General features: G+C 61.8%; 16 protein-coding genes. 9 read left to right on the forward strand and 7 right to left on the reverse strand.

Features of this window, described 5'->3' with window-relative positions; genetic code table 11:
* Positions 1-7 precede the first annotated feature (7 nt).
* The gene (kynU, locus tag GKIL_RS15035; protein ID WP_023174571.1) at positions 8-1,237 is read right to left on the reverse strand and encodes a kynureninase; all 1,230 of its coding nucleotides are present in this window, start codon (positions 1,235-1,237) and stop codon (positions 8-10) included.
* A 170-nt stretch (positions 1,238-1,407) separates the two neighbouring features.
* Here kynU and GKIL_RS22835 point away from each other — a divergent pair, with 170 nt between their 5' ends.
* On the forward strand, positions 1,408-3,075 hold the full coding sequence (locus GKIL_RS22835) for a serine/threonine-protein kinase (RefSeq protein WP_023174572.1): 1,668 nt from the start codon (positions 1,408-1,410) through the stop codon (positions 3,073-3,075).
* A 7-nt stretch (positions 3,076-3,082) separates the two neighbouring features.
* Here GKIL_RS22835 and GKIL_RS15045 read toward each other — a convergent pair whose 3' ends face one another.
* Positions 3,083-4,444, reverse strand: coding sequence for a cytochrome P450 (locus GKIL_RS15045; protein WP_023174573.1), 1,362 nt, complete (start codon positions 4,442-4,444; stop codon positions 3,083-3,085).
* 105 nt (positions 4,445-4,549) lie between these two features.
* Here GKIL_RS15045 and GKIL_RS15050 point away from each other — a divergent pair, with 105 nt between their 5' ends.
* Positions 4,550-5,119: an NADPH-dependent FMN reductase gene (locus GKIL_RS15050; RefSeq protein WP_023174574.1), complete on the forward strand. Its 570-nt coding sequence runs from the start codon at positions 4,550-4,552 to the stop codon at positions 5,117-5,119.
* Positions 5,120-5,225: 106 nt separating this feature from the next.
* On the opposite strand, the gene GKIL_RS15055 is transcribed toward GKIL_RS15050, so the two are convergent.
* Together GKIL_RS15055 and GKIL_RS15060 are read right to left on the reverse strand one after the other, a co-directional pair.
* Positions 5,226-5,441 carry a hypothetical protein gene (locus GKIL_RS15055; RefSeq protein ID WP_023174575.1) on the reverse strand — a complete coding sequence of 72 codons (216 nt, stop codon included), beginning with the start codon at positions 5,439-5,441 and terminating at the stop codon, positions 5,226-5,228.
* A 131-nt stretch (positions 5,442-5,572) separates the two neighbouring features.
* Complete coding sequence (locus tag GKIL_RS15060) at positions 5,573-7,231, reverse strand: glycosyltransferase family 39 protein (RefSeq protein ID WP_023174576.1); 1,659 nt, start codon at positions 7,229-7,231, stop codon at positions 5,573-5,575.
* Positions 7,232-7,462: 231 nt separating this feature from the next.
* Here GKIL_RS15060 and GKIL_RS15065 point away from each other — a divergent pair, with 231 nt between their 5' ends.
* Positions 7,463-8,938, forward strand: a complete 1,476-nt coding sequence (locus GKIL_RS15065) for an NAD(P)/FAD-dependent oxidoreductase (protein ID WP_023174578.1) — start codon at positions 7,463-7,465, stop codon at positions 8,936-8,938.
* Between the two features lie 3 nt (positions 8,939-8,941).
* On the opposite strand, the gene GKIL_RS15070 is transcribed toward GKIL_RS15065, so the two are convergent.
* Positions 8,942-10,633, reverse strand: a complete 1,692-nt coding sequence (locus tag GKIL_RS15070) for an alpha/beta hydrolase (protein ID WP_023174579.1) — start codon at positions 10,631-10,633, stop codon at positions 8,942-8,944.
* A 175-nt stretch (positions 10,634-10,808) separates the two neighbouring features.
* On the opposite strand from GKIL_RS15070, the gene GKIL_RS15075 reads away from it, so the two are divergent.
* The gene (locus tag GKIL_RS15075; protein ID WP_023174580.1) at positions 10,809-11,054 is read left to right on the forward strand and encodes a hypothetical protein; all 246 of its coding nucleotides are present in this window, start codon (positions 10,809-10,811) and stop codon (positions 11,052-11,054) included.
* A 185-nt stretch (positions 11,055-11,239) separates the two neighbouring features.
* Positions 11,240-11,926 carry a hypothetical protein gene (locus GKIL_RS15080; protein ID WP_081705378.1) on the forward strand — a complete coding sequence of 229 codons (687 nt, stop codon included), beginning with the start codon at positions 11,240-11,242 and terminating at the stop codon, positions 11,924-11,926.
* A gap of 9 nt (positions 11,927-11,935) precedes the next feature.
* Here GKIL_RS15080 and GKIL_RS15085 read toward each other — a convergent pair whose 3' ends face one another.
* Positions 11,936-12,967 carry a phosphotransferase enzyme family protein gene (locus tag GKIL_RS15085; RefSeq protein WP_023174582.1) on the reverse strand — a complete coding sequence of 344 codons (1,032 nt, stop codon included), beginning with the start codon at positions 12,965-12,967 and terminating at the stop codon, positions 11,936-11,938.
* Positions 12,968-13,115: 148 nt separating this feature from the next.
* On the opposite strand from GKIL_RS15085, the gene smpB reads away from it, so the two are divergent.
* Entirely contained in the window at positions 13,116-13,574 is a 459-nt protein-coding gene (gene smpB, locus GKIL_RS15090) for an SsrA-binding protein SmpB (protein WP_023174583.1), read from the forward strand.
* Here smpB and GKIL_RS15095 read toward each other — a convergent pair.
* Entirely contained in the window at positions 13,571-13,924 is a 354-nt protein-coding gene (locus GKIL_RS15095; RefSeq protein WP_023174584.1) for a winged helix-turn-helix transcriptional regulator, read from the reverse strand. The two genes, smpB and GKIL_RS15095, sit on opposite strands and share 4 nt — an antisense overlap.
* Before the next feature lie 228 nt (positions 13,925-14,152).
* Here GKIL_RS15095 and GKIL_RS15100 point away from each other — a divergent pair, with 228 nt between their 5' ends.
* The 3 genes from GKIL_RS15100 to GKIL_RS15110 all read left to right on the forward strand — a co-directional run bounded on the left by GKIL_RS15100 (position 14,153) and on the right by GKIL_RS15110 (position 16,819).
* Entirely contained in the window at positions 14,153-14,773 is a 621-nt protein-coding gene (locus GKIL_RS15100; protein WP_023174585.1) for an FMN-dependent NADH-azoreductase, read from the forward strand.
* Positions 14,774-14,875: 102 nt separating this feature from the next.
* Positions 14,876-15,148: a hypothetical protein gene (locus GKIL_RS15105; protein WP_023174586.1), complete on the forward strand. Its 273-nt coding sequence runs from the start codon at positions 14,876-14,878 to the stop codon at positions 15,146-15,148.
* Between the two features lie 207 nt (positions 15,149-15,355).
* On the forward strand, positions 15,356-16,819 hold the full coding sequence (locus GKIL_RS15110; RefSeq protein WP_023174587.1) for an FAD/NAD(P)-binding protein: 1,464 nt from the start codon (positions 15,356-15,358) through the stop codon (positions 16,817-16,819).
* Positions 16,820-16,831: the final 12 nt, after the last annotated feature.

Below are 16,831 nucleotides of genomic sequence, written 5' to 3' on the forward strand. Positions count from 1 at the left end.
CCGGTGTTCAGGTGACGCTCTGGCGGCGCATAAATTCGGGCCGGTCCCATTCGGCTGCGTCCATGACGGCGGTGAGGGCAGCCACCGCATCCCAGATGTCGGTGTAGCGGTTGTAGAGGGGAGCAAAGCCAAAGCGCAGCACGTCGGGAGAACGAAAATCCCCGATCACCCCCCGCCGGATGAGCGCCTGGATAATGGCGTACCCTTGCGGGTGGCGCAGGCAGACCTGGCTGCCCCGGCCTTCGCCCTCGCGGGGAGAAGCCAGGGCAAAATCGAGGCGGGCCCCCTCTACCAGATCGATGAACAGATCCCCCAGGGCGAGCGACTTGTGGCGGATCGCGTCCATCGGTGCTTCTAAGAGCAGATCGACGCCGCATTCGAGGGCAACCAGGCTCAAGATCGAAGGCGTGCCGCACAAGAAGCGCTCGATCCCGGCGGCGGGCCGATAATCGGCCTCGAAGGCAAACGGTTCGGCGTGGCCCAGCCAGCCCGTCAAAAAAGGCCGGAGTCGGGGCTGGAGGGCGTGGGCGACGTAGAGAAAGGCCGGTGCGCCGGGACCGCCGTTGAGGTACTTGTAGCCGCAACCGACAGCCAGATCGACGGCGCAGGCGTCGAGGGCTACGGGCAAGGCTCCGGCGCTGTGGGCCAGATCCCAGAGGATGAGCGCGCCACGCTCGTGGGCACAGGCGGTGATCGCAGCCATGTCGAGGCGGGCTCCGTTGCGGTAATCGACCTCGGTAAGCAGTACGACCGCCGTCTCAGCGTCAATGGCAGCGCAGATCTCGCTGGGGTTGACGGTGCGCAACCGACAGCGATGGCCCGACAGCGCCGCCAGTCCCTGGGCAATGTAGAGGTCGGTTGGAAAATTACCGTCCTGCGAAAGGATGACGGAGCGGGGTGCCTGCAACTCGACCGCTCCGGCCAGAAGTTTGAGGAGGTTGATCGAAGTCGAATCGGCCACCAGCACCTGGCCTGTGTCCGCTCCGATGAGCCTGCCAATCTTGTCGCCCACCCGGCGCGGCAGGGTAAGCCAGTCGTGGGTCGTCCAGCCGCCGATGAGCGCTTCGCCCCATTGCTTGCGCACAAGCTGCACGAGACGGTCGGAGGTGGCCAGGGGCAGAGCTCCCAGCGAGTTGCCGTCGAGGTAGACAATCCCCTGGGGCAACAGAAAATGCTTGCTGAAGGGGGCGAGGGGATCGCTCGCATCGAGGGCGAGGGCTTCGGCGCGGGAAAGCATATTGATTGAGGGTGCAGAGAGGACCGGAGGGCCAGTAAACAGACATTCCAAAGATTATGATGCACTTGCAAAAACTGCTCCCTAGAGTGGGCATCGGCTTCTTCCCCGGCTGCAGACAGGTTTGACGGTTTTTGGCTGCCTGACAATTCCACCCGCTCAGTCGTGTACCGATGATCGACCAAGACGCGGCAGATACTGCCCCTGTAACCCAACGCACCGACTGGGCTTCCTACCTCGGTCGCCTGGTCGGTGGCCGCTATCGCATCGTCCGTTTTATCGCCGGCGGGGGGATGGGCCGCGTCTACGAGGCGCTCGACACCCGCCTGGCCGAAAAGGTCGTCGCCCTCAAGGTGCTGGTACAGCACCTGTTTGCCGAGGACGAACGGGCATTTGAGATGCTGTTGCAGCGCTTCGAGCAGGAGGCGAGATTGAGCGCGCTGCTGGGCCGCCACCCCTGCATCATTCAAGTCACCGACTACGGCATCGAGGACAGCAGGCCCTACCTGGCGATGGAGTACCTGGGCAAAGCACCGGAGGGGCGCTCGCTCACCCAGCTCATCGAGCAAGAAGGTGCCCTCGCCCCCGAGCGGGTCGTCGCCCTGGCCGCCCAGATCTGCGACGGCCTGGCCTACGCCCACAACCTGCGCGTCCAGGTCGAAGGCCAGACGATCCGGGGCGTGATCCACCGCGATGTCAAGCCCAACAACATCTTCGTCCTGCAGCGGGGCGAGTTGGGCGAGACGATCAAGATTCTCGATTTTGGCATCGCCAAGGCGGTGAGCGACGCCAGCATCGCCCTCGGCACCAACACCGGCTTTGTCGGCACCCCAAAATACGCGGCCCCCGAACAACTGCGCGGCGACCCGCCGGACGCACGCTCTGACATTTACTCGCTGGGGGTAGTGCTCTATCAGATGCTCACAGGCCGCCTGCCCCTGCAGCCCAAGACAGATTCCTTTCCAGGCTGGTATCAGTATCACAACTACGAGCAGCCGATCGGTTTCGAGGGCACCGCTGTCCCGACGGCTCTTGCGGCAGTTGTTCTGTCCTGTCTTGCCAAAAAGCCCGAGGAGCGTCCCCAGACGATGCAGGAGCTGGCTCAGCGGCTGCAGGTTGCCCTGAACACTCCCGATCCGCTGCCGCGCCGTCCGGTTCTGGGCTGGTTTGCTGCCGCTTCTCTGGTTGCCTTGCTGGTTGCCGCCGGCACAGGACTGATCTGGCAACAGCACGACCCAACGAAACCCTCCCCTGTTGCTGCCACCGCCCCGGTCCTTCAGACTCCGCCGCCAAAGCGTCCATCCTCCCCACCTACCAGACGCGCACGCCCAACCGCAGCCGGACCCACCCCTGCTGCCCAGCCCCCCCGCCGGAGTACGTCAGAACCAGCGGCATCGCCCAGTGTGGCAAAGCGACAACCCGCAGCGACAAAACCGCCGCCTGCCCGGTTGCCAGTTCTTTCTGAGCCGCCTCCCGCTCCCTCCCCGCCTGTAGTCCGGCAGGTTCCGGAACCCCTGCCCCGGCTGTACGCCGTTGCCCTGGGCACCGGCAGCACCGCCCGCAACGAGATTCGCGGCGAGACGAACACTTTTGCCCCCGACACGCCCGAAATTTATTGCGTCTGGAAGGCGAACGTGAGAACCAGCACCGAGCTGCGCATCGTCTGGGTGGCCGACGAGACGGGCGAAAAGCTGGCTGAGGACGGGATGCCCCTCAGTGGGGCGATGTCCGGCACCTTTAATCTCAGCAAGCCGGAGGACGGCTGGACAGCTGGCCGCTATCACCTGGAGCTGTACCTGGGAGAAGTCCTTGCTCAGTCGGTGCCGTTTACGGTGCGCTAGCGCCCTTTTAGACAGAAGCCGGGACGCGCCCGCAAACGCGCCGGGTTCCAGGCATCAGGTACAGGCCATCCGGCGGGGCAAGGGTCACTCCTCGCCGCACCGGCAATAGCGGGCGCGGGTGAACCAGGTGCATCTCCAGCTGGCTGAGAAACGTCGCGAGCACCAGCTTCATCTCGTAGAGGGCAAAGGCCATGCCGATGCAGCGCCGGTTGCCGCCCCCGAAGGGCAAATATTCGTAAGGCGAAAAAGTGCGCTCCAAAAACCGCTCGGGCCGGAAGCGATCCGACTCGGGGTAAATGTCGCTGCGGTGGTGCGTCAGGTAGATAGCGGCAGTCAACCGCTCCCCAGTCGTATATTCGTGCCCCAGGATCCGGACAGGTTTGCGCACGACGCGGGGCGATGTGATGAGGGCCACCGGATAGATGCGCAGAGTCTCAGAGCAGACGGCATTCAGGTAAGGGAGGCGGGCCACCGCCTCCGGATCGAAGTCGGTCCCGAGCCCGTCGAGTTCGGCGCGCAACCGCTGGTACACCTCCGGCAGGTAGTGAATCCAGTAGAGCGCCCAGACCAGAGAGGTCGCAGTCGTCTCGTGACCGGCCACCAGCAGCGTCATCAATTCGTCGCGCAGTTCGACATCGCTCATCGGCTCGCCCCGCTCGTCGCGCGCCGCCAGCAGCAAACTGAGGATATCGTTCGCCGCCGGGTCGGGCCTCTGCCGCCGCTCGCGAATCTCAGCATAAAGCAGCGCATCGATCTGCTCCAGGGAGCGGTTGAGCTGGCCACGGGGACTCCAGGGACCGAGATCGTCCGGCAACAAGAGCAATAGCCCCATCAACAGTGGCGCGCTCATCGTGTCGAGCATGTTGCTCAAGATCCGGCGCAACTGCCGCAGGCGCGCACCGCCTTCCAGGCCAAAGACTGCCTGCAAGATCACCGAGAGCGAGATGCGCTGCATCGTCGAGCGAATGAGAAAGGGACTGCCCGGCTGCAGCCCGGCGATTACCTGGGATGTGAGTTGGCGGATCAGCTCGCCGTAGGAGCGCATCCGCTCGCCATGAAAAGGCGGCATCAACAGTTTTCGCTGCTGCTGGTGGCGCTCGCCGTCGAGCAACAACAGCGAATTGCTGCCCAAAGTCGGCTTGAGCGCCTGGTTGGAGGCACCGGCATCGAAGGTGCCGCTCTCGGCGCTAAAAAGCTGCTGGATCGCCTGCGGGTCGCTCAGGAGCACCAGCGGTGGAAAGACGCCGATGCGCATCGTAAACGCATCGCCAAAGCGCCCTCGGGTGGCTTCGAGGTATTCGGTGGGCCGCCCCAACCAGCGCATCAGCTGAAACGGCGACGGCGAAGCGGGACCGGCAGGCAGAGACATGGCGAGACGACCACGAGCGTACCCCCACAGGTTAGCGCGCTGCCCAGCCTATTGCCGAGTGACAAATGGCATGTACGATCAGCTCAGGACTATGACGGAGGACCGATGGGCAAGCCCTGCTCACCAATCCAGCTATTGGCGATCTCCGGTAGTCTGCGGGCCGCCTCCTCAAATACGGTTCTGCTGCGGGCCATCTCCCAGCTGGCACCGCCGGGCGTCAGAGTCGAACTCTACAGCGCCCTGGGTGAGTTGCCCCACTTCAACCCCGATCTGGAGGGCAAAGAACCGCCGGTTGTGAGGGACTTCTGGTCCCGGATACGCGGAGCCGATGGTCTGTTGATTTCAAGCCCCGAGTACGCCCACGGTGTACCGGGAGTGCTCAAGAACGCCCTCGACTGGCTGGTGAGCGGTGAAGAATTTATTGCCAAGCCCGTCGCCCTCCTCAATGCCTCGCCGCGAGCGACCCACGCCCAGGCGTCGCTGAGCGAGATCGTGACGGTGATGTCGGGGCGCATCGTCCACGAGGCGTCGATCGCCGTGCCCCTGCTCGGTAAAAATCTCGATGCAGCGGGTATTCTCGCCCACGCCGAGATCGCTATGGCCCTGCGCGGCGCGCTTACTGCTTTTGTAGAAGTGATCGAGCGCTTTCGGACCCAGACGCAAGTTCCGCAATAAAAAACTCCCGCGCTTTGGGCGCGGGAGGGAGGGACGAGAGTCAGGAGGAGTGGAGGATGGCCTGGGGGGAAGAAAGATTGCTCAGCCAGACAGACTGGAGCGCACCTCAGGCCAGTTCTGCTCCCTGGGTCCAGACCCAGCAACCCAACAGGCCAGTGGCAGCGAGCAGCAGCAGTGGCAGCGCACCGGTGGCGAAGATGGGCATCTGACCGGTGGTGGCGGCGTAGAAGAGCGTAAAGCAGGCCACCAGGGGGACGATGATACCGGTGGCGACTCCGAGAATTTGAAGGGCGTAGAGGCGGTTGCGGCAGTGGCTGGTCATCTGAGGTGCTCCATGTCTGGCTCGATGTCTTTATCATCTTTTGGAGCGGCATTCGCCGGGATGATGTGCGGAGCATTCTCAGCTGCGATCAAGCGCAATGCTCCTCGCGAGCAGACGTATCGGCAACAGCGCTAAGGAGTCGTGCGCCGCAAGATGAGCACCTGCGAGGCACCAACCGGCAGCCAGCGCTCGAACGGATAGCGCTCGTAGAGTGCGTACCCGGCGATTGGGCCAAAGGCCACGGTGTAGTCGTCGCGGTCCACCCACCACCAGCTTTTGCCCGGCGTAGCCTTGTAGCGCGGGTCGTAGTTGTACCAGCCGTTGAACTCGAAGCCGCCGTCGGTGTTGGCAGGGGTGAGGCGGCCTGCAGCCATGCCGGCGCGCAACGCCTGCCAGCGCACCCGGTTCCAGGCCAGGTAGTCGTGGACGGCGGCGGTGGAGAAGACCCCGTAGGCCGTGCTCAGGACCAGACAGAGCGCAAGAAGTATGCCGTCCTGTTTGAGCGAGACAGTGGCCGGTTGGGCGAGGGCGAGCACGATGAGGAGCGGCAGGAAAAAAAGAAAGTAGCGGTCGTAGGAAGCTGTCCGCGTCGCGATGAGCAAAAAGTAGGCGAGGCTGCCGGTGAGGGCGAATACAGCCGTCCAGGCTCTGGGCCGCCGTTCGATGGCCAGGAGCGAAAAATAGGCGATGAGCGCCGCCCCAAAAATGCCCACGACCGTAACGCCGACCCAAAAGAGCACGGGTCCTTTGGGCATGTGTGGCAGCCAGAGGGTAAAGGTGTCCTTGAGAATCGGAAAACCGATACCAAAATCGAAGAGCACGCCCCCGAAGATATAAGGAATCAATCCGTCCGGCAGCAGCGGGCGGCCCGCCGCAACGACGGCAAACAGGGCGAGGGCAATGAGACTGCTGCCGCCGCCATAGAGCAGGCGCTGACGCAAGGGCAGTTCCCGCCAGCTCGCCCACGCCGGTATGAGCAGCCAGGGAAACAAAAAAAGGCCCGAGTAGAGAGCCGCCTGGGCCAGGGAGCGGGCGACGTGCGCCAGGCTGTCAGCTCGAAAGTAGCCTCTTACCAGTTCTCCCGCCTGCTCGCTGTACATCTGGGGCAACCGACCACTCGCACTCAACCAGCCCTGATAGAACCCCAGGCACAGGAGTACGACGGCGAGCGGCACCAGGGCTTTGATGCATCGGCGTGGCCGCAGGCCATAGTGGGTAACATACGCCAGGCAAAAGGCAAAAGGCAGCACCAGGGCAAACTGGCGGGTCAGGGTGGCAGCGCAGGCAAAGAGGGTGCCGAGGGCCATCTCGCCGTTCGTGTCCCGGCGGAGGCCCCGCAACAAAAAGACGATCGCCAGGACACAGAAGGTATAAAACGGCACGTCCGTCATGAAGGTGTAGGCAAGATTGAGATAGGCCGGGTTAAAGAGCACCACCAGAGCGGCGATCAGCGCCACCGGCCAGCTTGCATACATGTCCCGAGCAAGTGCGTAGGTGGCAATCACTCCAATCCAACCCAGCACCAGCGTCGAGAAGCGCAGCGCGTCGAAGGAAAAACCGGCGGGCAGGCAAAAAAGTGCCCCCCAGAGGCTCTGGGCAACCTGGCTTGCCGGAGCCCAGTCCGTCAGCCGAAAGTCGCCAGCGAGAATAGATTGTACAGCTTTTCCATAAGCCCAATCGTCGTTGAGCGGAAAGTTGCCGAGCGGGTTGATAGCAAAAACGACGAACAGCCAGAGGAGTGTGAGCAGACCTCCAGCGATCGGATCGGTACGATTGAACTTTTCACTCATCGGCAGATCCTTGCCGCTGCGGGCCTTTCAATTCGTCTGTATGGGGGAGCTACTGCCAGAGAGCTACAGCGAAAAAAATGCTATGAAGCTCTTGCAATAAGCTTTTTAAGCCCAGAAATGGGAGGTTTCATCTCTGCGGGGGAAGCAGGGCGGGAGGGGAATGTTCATAATTTAGCTGAGAGCAACCCCCCAGTCATTTTTCACCAGTGATTATCCGATCCAGGTGAGACTATGCTATCAATTACATCTGTCTCCGGGGCAGAGATTGCTATCGATCGCGCACCCGTCTTTGTTCTCGGAGCTGGTCCTGCCGGGCTTGCTTGCGCCTATACTCTGAGCAAGCTCGGTCTGCCCGTGGTCGTCGTCGAGCGCGACGATCAGGTGGGTGGATTGGCAAGAAGTATTGTGCATAAGGGCTTTATCCTCGACTATGGTCCCCATCGCTTCTTCACCAAGCTCGCTCCCGTTCTCGACCTGTGGAACGAAGTTTTGGGCGATGAGCAGGTGACCGTCAACCGCCTGACGCGCATCTACTACGGTGACAGGTACTTTTCTTATCCGCTCAAAGCCTTCGAGGCGCTCTTTATGCTGGGACTGATTGAGAGTAGCCGCATCGTGCTCTCCTACGCAACGGCGCAGCTATTTCCCAATCCAGCGCCGCGCAACTTTGCTGAGTGGGTGACGGGCCGCTTTGGCAGACGGCTCTTTGAAATCTTCTTCGAGGGTTATACCGAAAAACTCTGGGGCATTCCCTGCACTGAAATTTCAGCCGAATGGGCCGCCCAGCGCATCAAGGGATTATCGCTTCTGGCGGCGGTGCGCGGTGCCCTCTTTGGCAACAGCGGTCGGGTCAAAAGCCTCATCGACCAGTTTCAATTTCCCCGCCTGGGCTCCGGCCAGTTGTACGAGCGAATGGCGACTGCGCTGCGGGAACAGGGCCAGAGCCTGCTGCTCAATACCGAGGTGGTGGGCCTTACCCACGCCGGGGGACGGGTGAACGCTGTTCGCCTCAAAGACCGCACAAGTGGCAGGGAGTATCGCGCTGAGTGCTCCGCCGTCGTCTCCTCGATTCCGCTGACCCGGCTTGTCGAGCAATTAGAACCCACTGCTCCAGAAGCGGTCCTGGCGGCGGCCCGTTCGCTGCGCTTTCGCAACACGGTGCTGGTGTACCTATTTGTCGAAAGCCACGCACTGTTCCCGGACAACTGGCTCTACATCAACGATCCGACGGTGGCGCTGGGCCGGGTGACCAACTTTGCCAACTGGTCGCCTGCGATGCTGCCCGAGAACGGAACCTGTACACCCCTCTGCTGCGAGTACTGGTGCCAGTTCGACGGTCCCTGGACGATGGGCGACGCTGCGCTTGTCGAGCGAGCCGAGCAGGATCTGCGCCGCATCCGGCTTTTAGACCAGCAAAAAGTCATAGAGGGCTTCGTCGTCCGTCTGCCGCGCACCTATCCGATCTACGCTGGTAACTACGAGCAGGCGCTCAGCACCCTGCGCGCTCACCTGCAGCAGTTCAGCAACCTGCAGGTGGTGGGCCGCTACGGTGCCTTCAAATACAACAACCAGGACCACAGCCTGCTGATGGGCATCCTGGCAGCGCGAAACGTTCTGCAGCCCGGCCAGCACAATCTGTGGGCCGTCAACTCCGACAGCGAGTACCACGAGGAGGTCAAAGTCGCAGCAGCTTCCGCTGTCCGCTAGTGATCAAGGCCGAACCGTATTGCGAGCTTTTCGCAGTGCCTCGTCGAGCAGTTTGCGAATCTGGGGATTGTCGAGGGAGGTGATCGAGCTGAACTGGTAGGGCGGCTGGCTGAGGGAGCCCACATAACCCTGTTGCAGAAACGGGGCGTAGGACGGCTCACCTGCCAGCTGCGTCTTGAAAAAAGCAACGGTGACCGCCCGAAGGGCAGTGAAGTAGCTTGCAGGATCCGGGCCGACGAATTCTTTGGGAATAGGCAGTACCGAGGCGGTTTGCCCAGGGTCGATGGTCGGTGTGAAGTGGGTGGCGTTGCGGGCCAGCACGAGATATTTTTGCGGGACTTTCAAGAAGCTGAAGGGCAAAAATTGCTCCAGCTCTGGCCGGGCAAAGGCATCCTTGTTGGCTGAGACCATGAGTGTCGGCACGGCGACGCGGCCCATTCCCGGTCTGCCAAAGACAGCGGCCCCGATCGGATTGATCGCAAACACAGCTTTGATGCGCTCGTCGCGAAATTCGGTCGGGGCGGTGGCTGGTAACAGCAAGGTACCGCATTCGAGCAGCAAAGCAGAGTTGACCAGTTCCACCAGCCGGTCTCTGTTGTCGCAGACCGAATGCACCGTGTCGTAGTCGATAGTGGCTCCTCCCACAGTCAGAGCGGTGTAACCACCCATCGAATGACCGACAATGCCGCTCTGGGAGGCGTTCAGTCGCCCCTGCCAGGCAGGGTCCGTCCGGGAGAGCCGCTCCAGTTTATCGAGAAGCGCTGAGATGTACTGGGGGCGGGCGATGAATTCACCGGGACCGCCGCTACCGCTCACGCCGCTGAAGAGTTCGGCGGCGCGCTTTTTGTCGGATCCGGGGTGATCGAGGGCCGCTACGGCGAAACCCCAGGAAGCCAGGTGCTGAGCCAGCCAGCCGAAGGTCCGGCGATCCGAGGCGACGCCGTGGGAGATGACGATAAGGGGGGCAGGGCGAGCAGTGCCCACCGGTAGATAGACATCCGCTGTGATCTGGGCGGTTGATGCGAGGCGCAGCCAGTCCTCCGCCTGGGCATAGCGGGGGTTGTTGAAGGACAGGGTGCGCACCTCGGTGCGAAAAGGACCAGTCTGGCGCGGGTCCGCCGTACCTGCAGCCGGTGGCTCGGCAACAGTGTCAGCCTCCGCCTGCTTTTCGACGGCGCTGAAGGTGACTTCGCCCAGGTCGAACAGACTGGCCACCTCCCTGCCCACCTGCTCGCCGGAGGAGACATCGACCTTGAGGGTCGTGAGCGGATAGCTCTGTAAAAAACTGAGCAGCGTCAGGCCGCCGGGGGAACCCGCCCCCAGCAACAGCGCGGCGCGCAGGGCATGAAAGCTGCTGTTGCCTGCCTCGGTAGGCAACAGGCTGCCCAACCGTTGCAGGACGCGCTCGCCCACCGGCGAGTAGGTGATTCGAGAAACCAGCGCCAGATTGACAGGCAGGGGGGTAATGAGGACGTTTCGCAGGCTGGCGAGATCCCCCGACCCTGCCAGATTGATTAGATAGGCGAGCTTGTCGCTCACCTTGCCGGTCTGCACGTAGCTGTCGAGGTCTGCTACCGGTAGCGACAGGCCAAAAGGACCGTAATTAAATAGCAGACTCTCTGCTGAGCGGGCCGGACCAGCCAGGGTTACCAGCGCGGCAAAAACCAACAGCCATCTTCCTGCCACTCGGAGCATAGGATTTTCTCCTGGACCTCCGATCATTGTCCGCCTGAAATCGGCTTTGAAAACAGTGTGGCTGGCCTCTGGCCCCTGACAATCGCCCTATTCCCCAGAACAGAGAGGCAAAAACCCTAAGTTGTGTTAAGAAGAATAAAGAACGGTAACTAGAAGTGTATCTGGAGACTGTCCTATGGATATTTTCGGCATCAACCTGGGTGCGCCAAAGCTTGTGGACGGCCTGAAGCTGGCCTTCGCCGCCGAGCTTGGCATCGCCACCCTTTCGGAGCTGACGATCGGTGCTCTCGGCCTTGACAAGAACATTCTCACCCGCCCGCTGGTCGATATTCAGCGGCTGAACGCAGCGGCACAGACGCTGCTGTGGGGGGCGCTCATCTACCAGCTTGAGCAGCCTGTGCCTGCTCAGAGCGCTGAGTAGCAAGAGGCCGAAGGTCTGCATACTTACTATTTTTGTAGGCGGTATGACAACTGCAGCTCTCTCCAGAGTTGGAACCTGCTAGCATGCAGATCTGCGTATCTTTGAAGAAAAGCCGAGTTGTATTGCAGGCGGCGGCACCGGCATATTGCTGGTTAGGATAGGCCCGTTGTTGCCCGTTGGTGGCCGTGGCAAGCAGTAGGAGGCAGCGGACAGCCGGGCTGTGCCTGGGGGCGTGGCTATGGTGGACAGCAGTAGCGGTAGCTCTACCCCTGCAGGATCACCTGCCGCCGACGGATCTGGCGGGACGGCCCGTTAGCGCTGAGCAGCTGCGCGGGCGGATAACGGTGCTGGTGCTCGCCGGACAGGCCAACGAAGCGGAGGCCACCGCCGTCAGCGATGAAATCGTCGCTGCGATGAATGCCCAGCCCGAGCGCTATGCCTTTGTGGTCGTGATGGATCTGGCGGGCGTGCCGGAGTTTGGCCGGGGACTGAGTGTAGCCATCGTCCGCGAGCGGTTGGAGCGGGAGGATCAGCTTCTCGCTGCGCGCCTCGAACAAGGAGGGCAGACCTTCAAGCCGCCGCTGCGGCTGCAGTTGCCGGACTGGAGCGGGCAGGCCACGCGCTTCTGGCTGGCCGCAATACCGGAGGCCGGGTACGCTGTCTTTCGCGCACCGGAAGGGCACACCCGCTTTGAGCGCGACCGGCTAAGACGCGAGCGGCAACGGTTGCGCAGCGAAGTGCAGGTATTTGTGCTCGATGAAAAGCACGAACTGAAGGCCCAGTACGTCGGACGAAGCGCCGGAGCACGGGCGATCGAGGCGATGCGCACCCTACAGCCTCACAGCCCTGCGGCTCTGGGCAATTTGCAGTAAAAGCATCGCTTAAACCGCCACTTCGACCACTCGTGGTTCTGATATAAAGACAGCGGCGACGATCTGCTCCAGTTCATTGTGCTGGCGCACCAGGTCGCGGTAAACGGCAATCTGCCTGCGGCAGCGGGCGAGGTTGTGGGCGCACCGGCTCCCATAGGCTGCCGGATCCCACTGGAAGTAGCAGTCCTCGAAGTAGTCGATCAAGTAGCGCATCGCCAGTTCGAGGGTGATGAGCTTGATGGCAGCGATGAGACAGCCAGGATCGAGGGCGTGGAGGGCACCGGCCTCGGCGTAACCTTCGAGACTGGCTTGCAGTGCCATGAGATCGAAATGTTCGCCTGCCGTACACCAGGAGCGCAGGGCGTCGCCCAACTCGACGTAGAGGTTGTGGTACATGAACGTGTCGAGGTCCACTATCCCAACCACCGCGCCCGCCTCGTCAAAAAGAAAATTGGTGAGCTTGAGGTCGCCATGGATGATCTGGCGAGGCAGATCGGCTGGTAACAGCAGAGCCGGGATCTGCTCGATAAGAAAAAGCCACTCGAACTCTACGTGCGGATCGCTGGGGTGGGCGAATAGCTGCTGCCAGATCTGCTCGCTGGCATGAAAGTTAGGCAATTGAAACTGAAAATCGTGGTCAAAGTCAGATAAGAGGCGGTGCAGGTGACCGGCGGCCCGGCCTGCGTGTTGCAGGTAGGCAGCGCTGGGAGCACGGCGGTGCGAGCGGCCCGGCAGGCAGTTCATCACCCGCCAGGATTGCTCCTGCCAGTCGAGGTGCAGATCCCCCTGGCGCGTTCGCATAAATCGCGGAATGCCAAAGCCCTGGTTAGATAAATAGCAGCTCACCGCCTCGGCGTCCTCAGTCACCGCCTTGTCGAAGGCCGGGTGGAGGCTCTGGCAAATGTAGGCGGCGCTGTTGGTCTCAAGCTGCCAGGTCTGCTGGATCTGGCCAGTTTGCAGCCGGGTCAGTCGCTGAGGCTCTCCCAGCTGGAATGCATCTACAACAGGTTGCAGCCACGGAAGATTGTTGCTGCTGGTCATACTCCTCATAGGCGACGCAGTGCAGGCTGCTGCCAGTTTCAAAGCATAGCGGACAGCGGGCTGCCTGTAAAACATATTCCCCCGCCAGAGCTGTGAAGGCAAAGGAGGGTTGCGCTAGTCTGGAAAGATCCCCGCTGTTCACACCACCATGCCCGGCAGTTCGACGCGCAAATTACTCATCGATAACCGCAAGGCCCGCTTCGAGTACGAGATTCTCGAAACCTACTCGGCGGGTCTGGCTCTCCTGGGCAGCGAGGTCAAGGCGATTCGTGCCGGTCGCGCCAACCTCACCGATGCTTTCGCCCGCATCCAGGCGGGCGAGGTACTCCTTTACAACATGCACATCTCCCCTTTGCAGACCGCCGGTGCCTTTGCCCACGATCCTCTGCGCACGCGCAAACTCCTCCTCAAGCGCCGCGAGATTAACAAGCTCACTGGCCGCGTCGAAGAAAAGGGCCTGACCCTGGTGCCGCTCAAACTTTACCTCGAAGGCAGCTGGATCAAGCTGGACCTGGGCCTGGCGCGGGGCAAAAAGCTCTACGACAAGCGCGAGGACGTTAAAAAGCGCGAGGCCAAGCGGGATATGGAGCGGGCGCTGCGCCGTTAGTGGGTTGAAGTGGGTACAGGCTCCTCGCACCTGTACCAGCGCTGGGCAATGTCGTGGATCTGATCGAGGACGACAACCAGGTCCTCCATACGTTCGGTGAGACTGTAGGTCACCTGGGGCGGCACCGTCGGCTCGTACTCGCGATGAATCAGCCCCGCCTCCACCAGCATCCGCAGCCGCTCTGCAAGGATGCGCGAGGAGATGCCGGGGATGCAGCGCTTGAGCGCTCCGTAGCGCAGGGGGCCGTTCGAGCGCAGGTTCCAGAGAATATAAAGCGTCCAGGGACCGCTCAGCAGCCTGAGCAGCGTATTCATCGGACAGGGATCGCTGTGGTGCTTGAGAACTGTCATCGCCTGCCTCCTGCTGCCGGTCGATAGTTACTTTAAGACAACTACTTTACTTTCTAGACCACCGGGCGATAGTGTCAAGGTGTACCGGGAGGATGCGGCAGATACTCTAAGAGCCGAGACGACCGGGATATAGTCTGTCAGCCCACGCCACAGTTTGCCTTACACGTTGTTTTTGAGCGCGTGTGCCAGTCCGCTGCGTTTGCCAACTTTTGCATGGAGAATTATCGCATGGTCCATATTCTGCACATCGATGCGAGCCCGCGCGGCGAGCGCTCCGTCTCCCGCACCCTGGCGGGCGAATTTGTCGATAAGTGGAAAGCTGCCCATCCGGGCGGTACGGTTACCTACCGCGACCTGGGTCATAACCCGGTACCGCTCGTCGATGAAACCTGGATCGCCGCTGCCTTCACTCCACCGGAGGCGCGCCCGCCCGAACTGGCTCAGGCCATCGCCATCTCGGACGAACTGGTAGACGAGCTTCTGGCCGCCGATCGCTACATCTTTTCGGTGCCGATGTATAACTTCAACGTACCGGCTGGTTTCAAGGCATACATCGACCAGATCGTGCGCGTTGGCCGTACCTTTGCGGTCACCCAGGAGGGATACGCCGGGCTGGTGGCAGGCAAAAAGGCACTATTTATCACCGCCCAGGGAGGCAGTTATCGTCCTGGCACCCCCGCAGAAGCTTACAACTTCCAGGAGCCTTACCTGCGGGCCATCTTTGGCTTTCTCGGCATTACCGATGTCAGCTTTATTCAAGCTGATACCCTGAACCGCGATGAGCCGTCCCGCGAAAAATCGCTCGCCGAGGCCCAATCGGCGGTCCGCCTGACAGCGAGTAGCTGGTGAAGTCTGGTGATCCTCCACTGTCAGGTGGATGGCAAATTGCCGGTCAGAACCTATCGTGAAGCCGCACACTGCGCTTATCTGGCTGCAGGAGAAACAACGACGATGCACACATCAAGTTCTTTGTGTCTGGCTCTCGCCCTCACGGTTGCCGGCTCCGGGCTGCTACTGGTGCCCGCCCATGCTCAGGCGTTTACGACCACGAACACCCTGGCCCGCACCTACACCTACACCAAAAAGCGGGCCAGGGGGAATCGGGCCGCTTCTGTAAAGGAGCAGTGCCTGAAACTCACCCAGTCCAACGCCTACGACCCGCAACTGCTGGTCAAGTACGACAAACTCAAGTGCGATCAGGTGCTGGCAGCCAAAAAGTCCTGACTGCCCGCCTCGACTTCCCCTGCGCTCCGGCAAATCCTGGGATTTGCCGGAGATTTTTTATTGATGAAAGCATGACAGAACAGCAAAAGCGTATCAGAAGAAACGCCTACTCCAGGCGGATCTTCGGATAGGATCCGGTGTAAAGCTTCTGGTTTTTGCCCCTGCAAATCTGAAGCAAAAGCCCCAGATCGAGCCTTACTGTCTGTTATGCAACATACCACCGCTTTTCAACGGATTACCTCTCAGCTATCCCAGCGGCCCGACCCGGATCGCTGCCGCCGCTCACCGTTTACGATTGCCATCGTCGGAGCGGGTTTCAGCGGCACGCTATTGGCCTTTCACCTTTCACGGTTGTGCGGTCCGCTGCCGGTGCGGCTGGTGCTCATCGAGCGGGCGAGCCGCTTTGCCCAGGGCGCGGCCTACTCTACCCGTTGCCCCCTGCATCTTCTAAACGTACCGGCGGGCCGGATGAGCGCGCTGCCCGAGGCGGCGGGTCATTTTGTGAACTGGCTTGCGCAGGAAGGTCTGGACGCGGACCCGGACAGCTTTCAGCCGCGCCAGGTATACGGGCGCTACCTGCGCAGCCTTTTTGATCAGAGTACCGAGCATTTTGCTGGTCTTGAGCACCTGCGCGGTGAGGTAACGGCGGTGCTGCCCAATCCGGACGGTACCGCCGCTATAGTCGAGCTGGCGGACGGCTCGTCGCTGACGGCGGACCGGGTGGTGCTGGCTCTGGGCAATCTCAGCCCCGCCCAACCGCTTGCCGGTCACTGGGACTTTTATCAAAGCCCGCGCTACGCCCGCGATCCCTGGTCAGAAACCCTCTTTAGCGGACTCGATCCCCAGGCACCGGTGCTGCTGGTCGGGAGCGGACTCACGATGGTGGACAAGGTGCTGGAGCTGGAGGAAGCAGGCCACCGGGGAGCGATCTTCGTGCTCTCGCGGCGGGGGTTGATGCCCCTTGCCCACCGTTTTCCCAGGGGACGGGCCAGGCTACCCGCTCTCCTGCCAGCCACGGCAGATGGCTGGTGCCGCCTGCTGAGGCAACTGGCGCGGGAGAGTGCCGACTGGCAGCATGTCGTCGATGGCATCCGGCCCCTCACCGAGCAGATCTGGAGCGCGTTCAGCCTCCAGGAGCAGCACCGCTTCCTGCGCCATCTGCGCCCCTACTGGGAGGTGCATCGCCATCGCATCGCTCCCGAGGTGGCCCGCCAAATCGAGCAGGTCCGAACAAGTGGCCGCTTGCAGGCTCTCGCTGGCCGTCTGCTGGCTTTTTATGAGCGGGCGGACGGCGTGGAGGTCGTCTTTCGACCGCGTGGCAGCGGCGAGAGGCAGTCACTCAAGGTCGAGCGGGTCGTCAATTGTACCGGCCCCGAGAGCCGCATCGAGCGCATCGCAGAACCGCTCATCCGCAGGTTGCACGCCCAGGGTCTTATCCGGGCCAATCAAACTGGGCTCGGACTCGACGTGACGGCGGGCGGTGCGCTGATTGACCACAGCGGCACAGCGTCCCGGTTGCTCTTTACGATCGGTCCCCTGCGCAAGGGGTGCCTGTGGGAGACGACGGCGGTTCCAGAACTGCGGGGGCAGGCGGCGGTTCTTGCCCGGCAACTGCTTGAGCCTGTGCTGGCCAATCTGACGGCAGCGGGGGGGCAGGGGCAGAACAGCTGAAGCAGGCGATCA

It is taken from the genome of Gloeobacter kilaueensis JS1, from assembly GCF_000484535.1.
GTDB classification, from domain to species: Bacteria; Cyanobacteriota; Cyanobacteriia; order Gloeobacterales; family Gloeobacteraceae; genus Gloeobacter; species Gloeobacter kilaueensis.

Coding starts and splice junctions, on each gene's coding strand:
- kynU (WP_023174571.1), bottom strand. CDS start 1,237: ATGCTTTCCCGCGCCGAAGCCCTCGCCCTCGATGCGAGCGATCCCCTC.
- GKIL_RS22835 (WP_023174572.1), top strand. CDS start 1,408: ATGATCGACCAAGACGCGGCAGATACTGCCCCTGTAACCCAACGCACC.
- GKIL_RS15045 (WP_023174573.1), bottom strand. CDS start 4,444: ATGTCTCTGCCTGCCGGTCCCGCTTCGCCGTCGCCGTTTCAGCTGATG.
- GKIL_RS15050 (WP_023174574.1), top strand. CDS start 4,550: ATGGGCAAGCCCTGCTCACCAATCCAGCTATTGGCGATCTCCGGTAGT.
- GKIL_RS15055 (WP_023174575.1), bottom strand. CDS start 5,441: ATGACCAGCCACTGCCGCAACCGCCTCTACGCCCTTCAAATTCTCGGA.
- GKIL_RS15060 (WP_023174576.1), bottom strand. CDS start 7,231: ATGAGTGAAAAGTTCAATCGTACCGATCCGATCGCTGGAGGTCTGCTC.
- GKIL_RS15065 (WP_023174578.1), top strand. CDS start 7,463: ATGCTATCAATTACATCTGTCTCCGGGGCAGAGATTGCTATCGATCGC.
- GKIL_RS15070 (WP_023174579.1), bottom strand. CDS start 10,633: ATGCTCCGAGTGGCAGGAAGATGGCTGTTGGTTTTTGCCGCGCTGGTA.
- GKIL_RS15075 (WP_023174580.1), top strand. CDS start 10,809: ATGGATATTTTCGGCATCAACCTGGGTGCGCCAAAGCTTGTGGACGGC.
- GKIL_RS15085 (WP_023174582.1), bottom strand. CDS start 12,967: ATGACCAGCAGCAACAATCTTCCGTGGCTGCAACCTGTTGTAGATGCA.
- smpB (WP_023174583.1), top strand. CDS start 13,116: ATGCCCGGCAGTTCGACGCGCAAATTACTCATCGATAACCGCAAGGCC.
- GKIL_RS15095 (WP_023174584.1), bottom strand. CDS start 13,924: ATGACAGTTCTCAAGCACCACAGCGATCCCTGTCCGATGAATACGCTG.
- GKIL_RS15100 (WP_023174585.1), top strand. CDS start 14,153: ATGGTCCATATTCTGCACATCGATGCGAGCCCGCGCGGCGAGCGCTCC.
- GKIL_RS15105 (WP_023174586.1), top strand. CDS start 14,876: ATGCACACATCAAGTTCTTTGTGTCTGGCTCTCGCCCTCACGGTTGCC.
- GKIL_RS15110 (WP_023174587.1), top strand. CDS start 15,356: ATGCAACATACCACCGCTTTTCAACGGATTACCTCTCAGCTATCCCAG.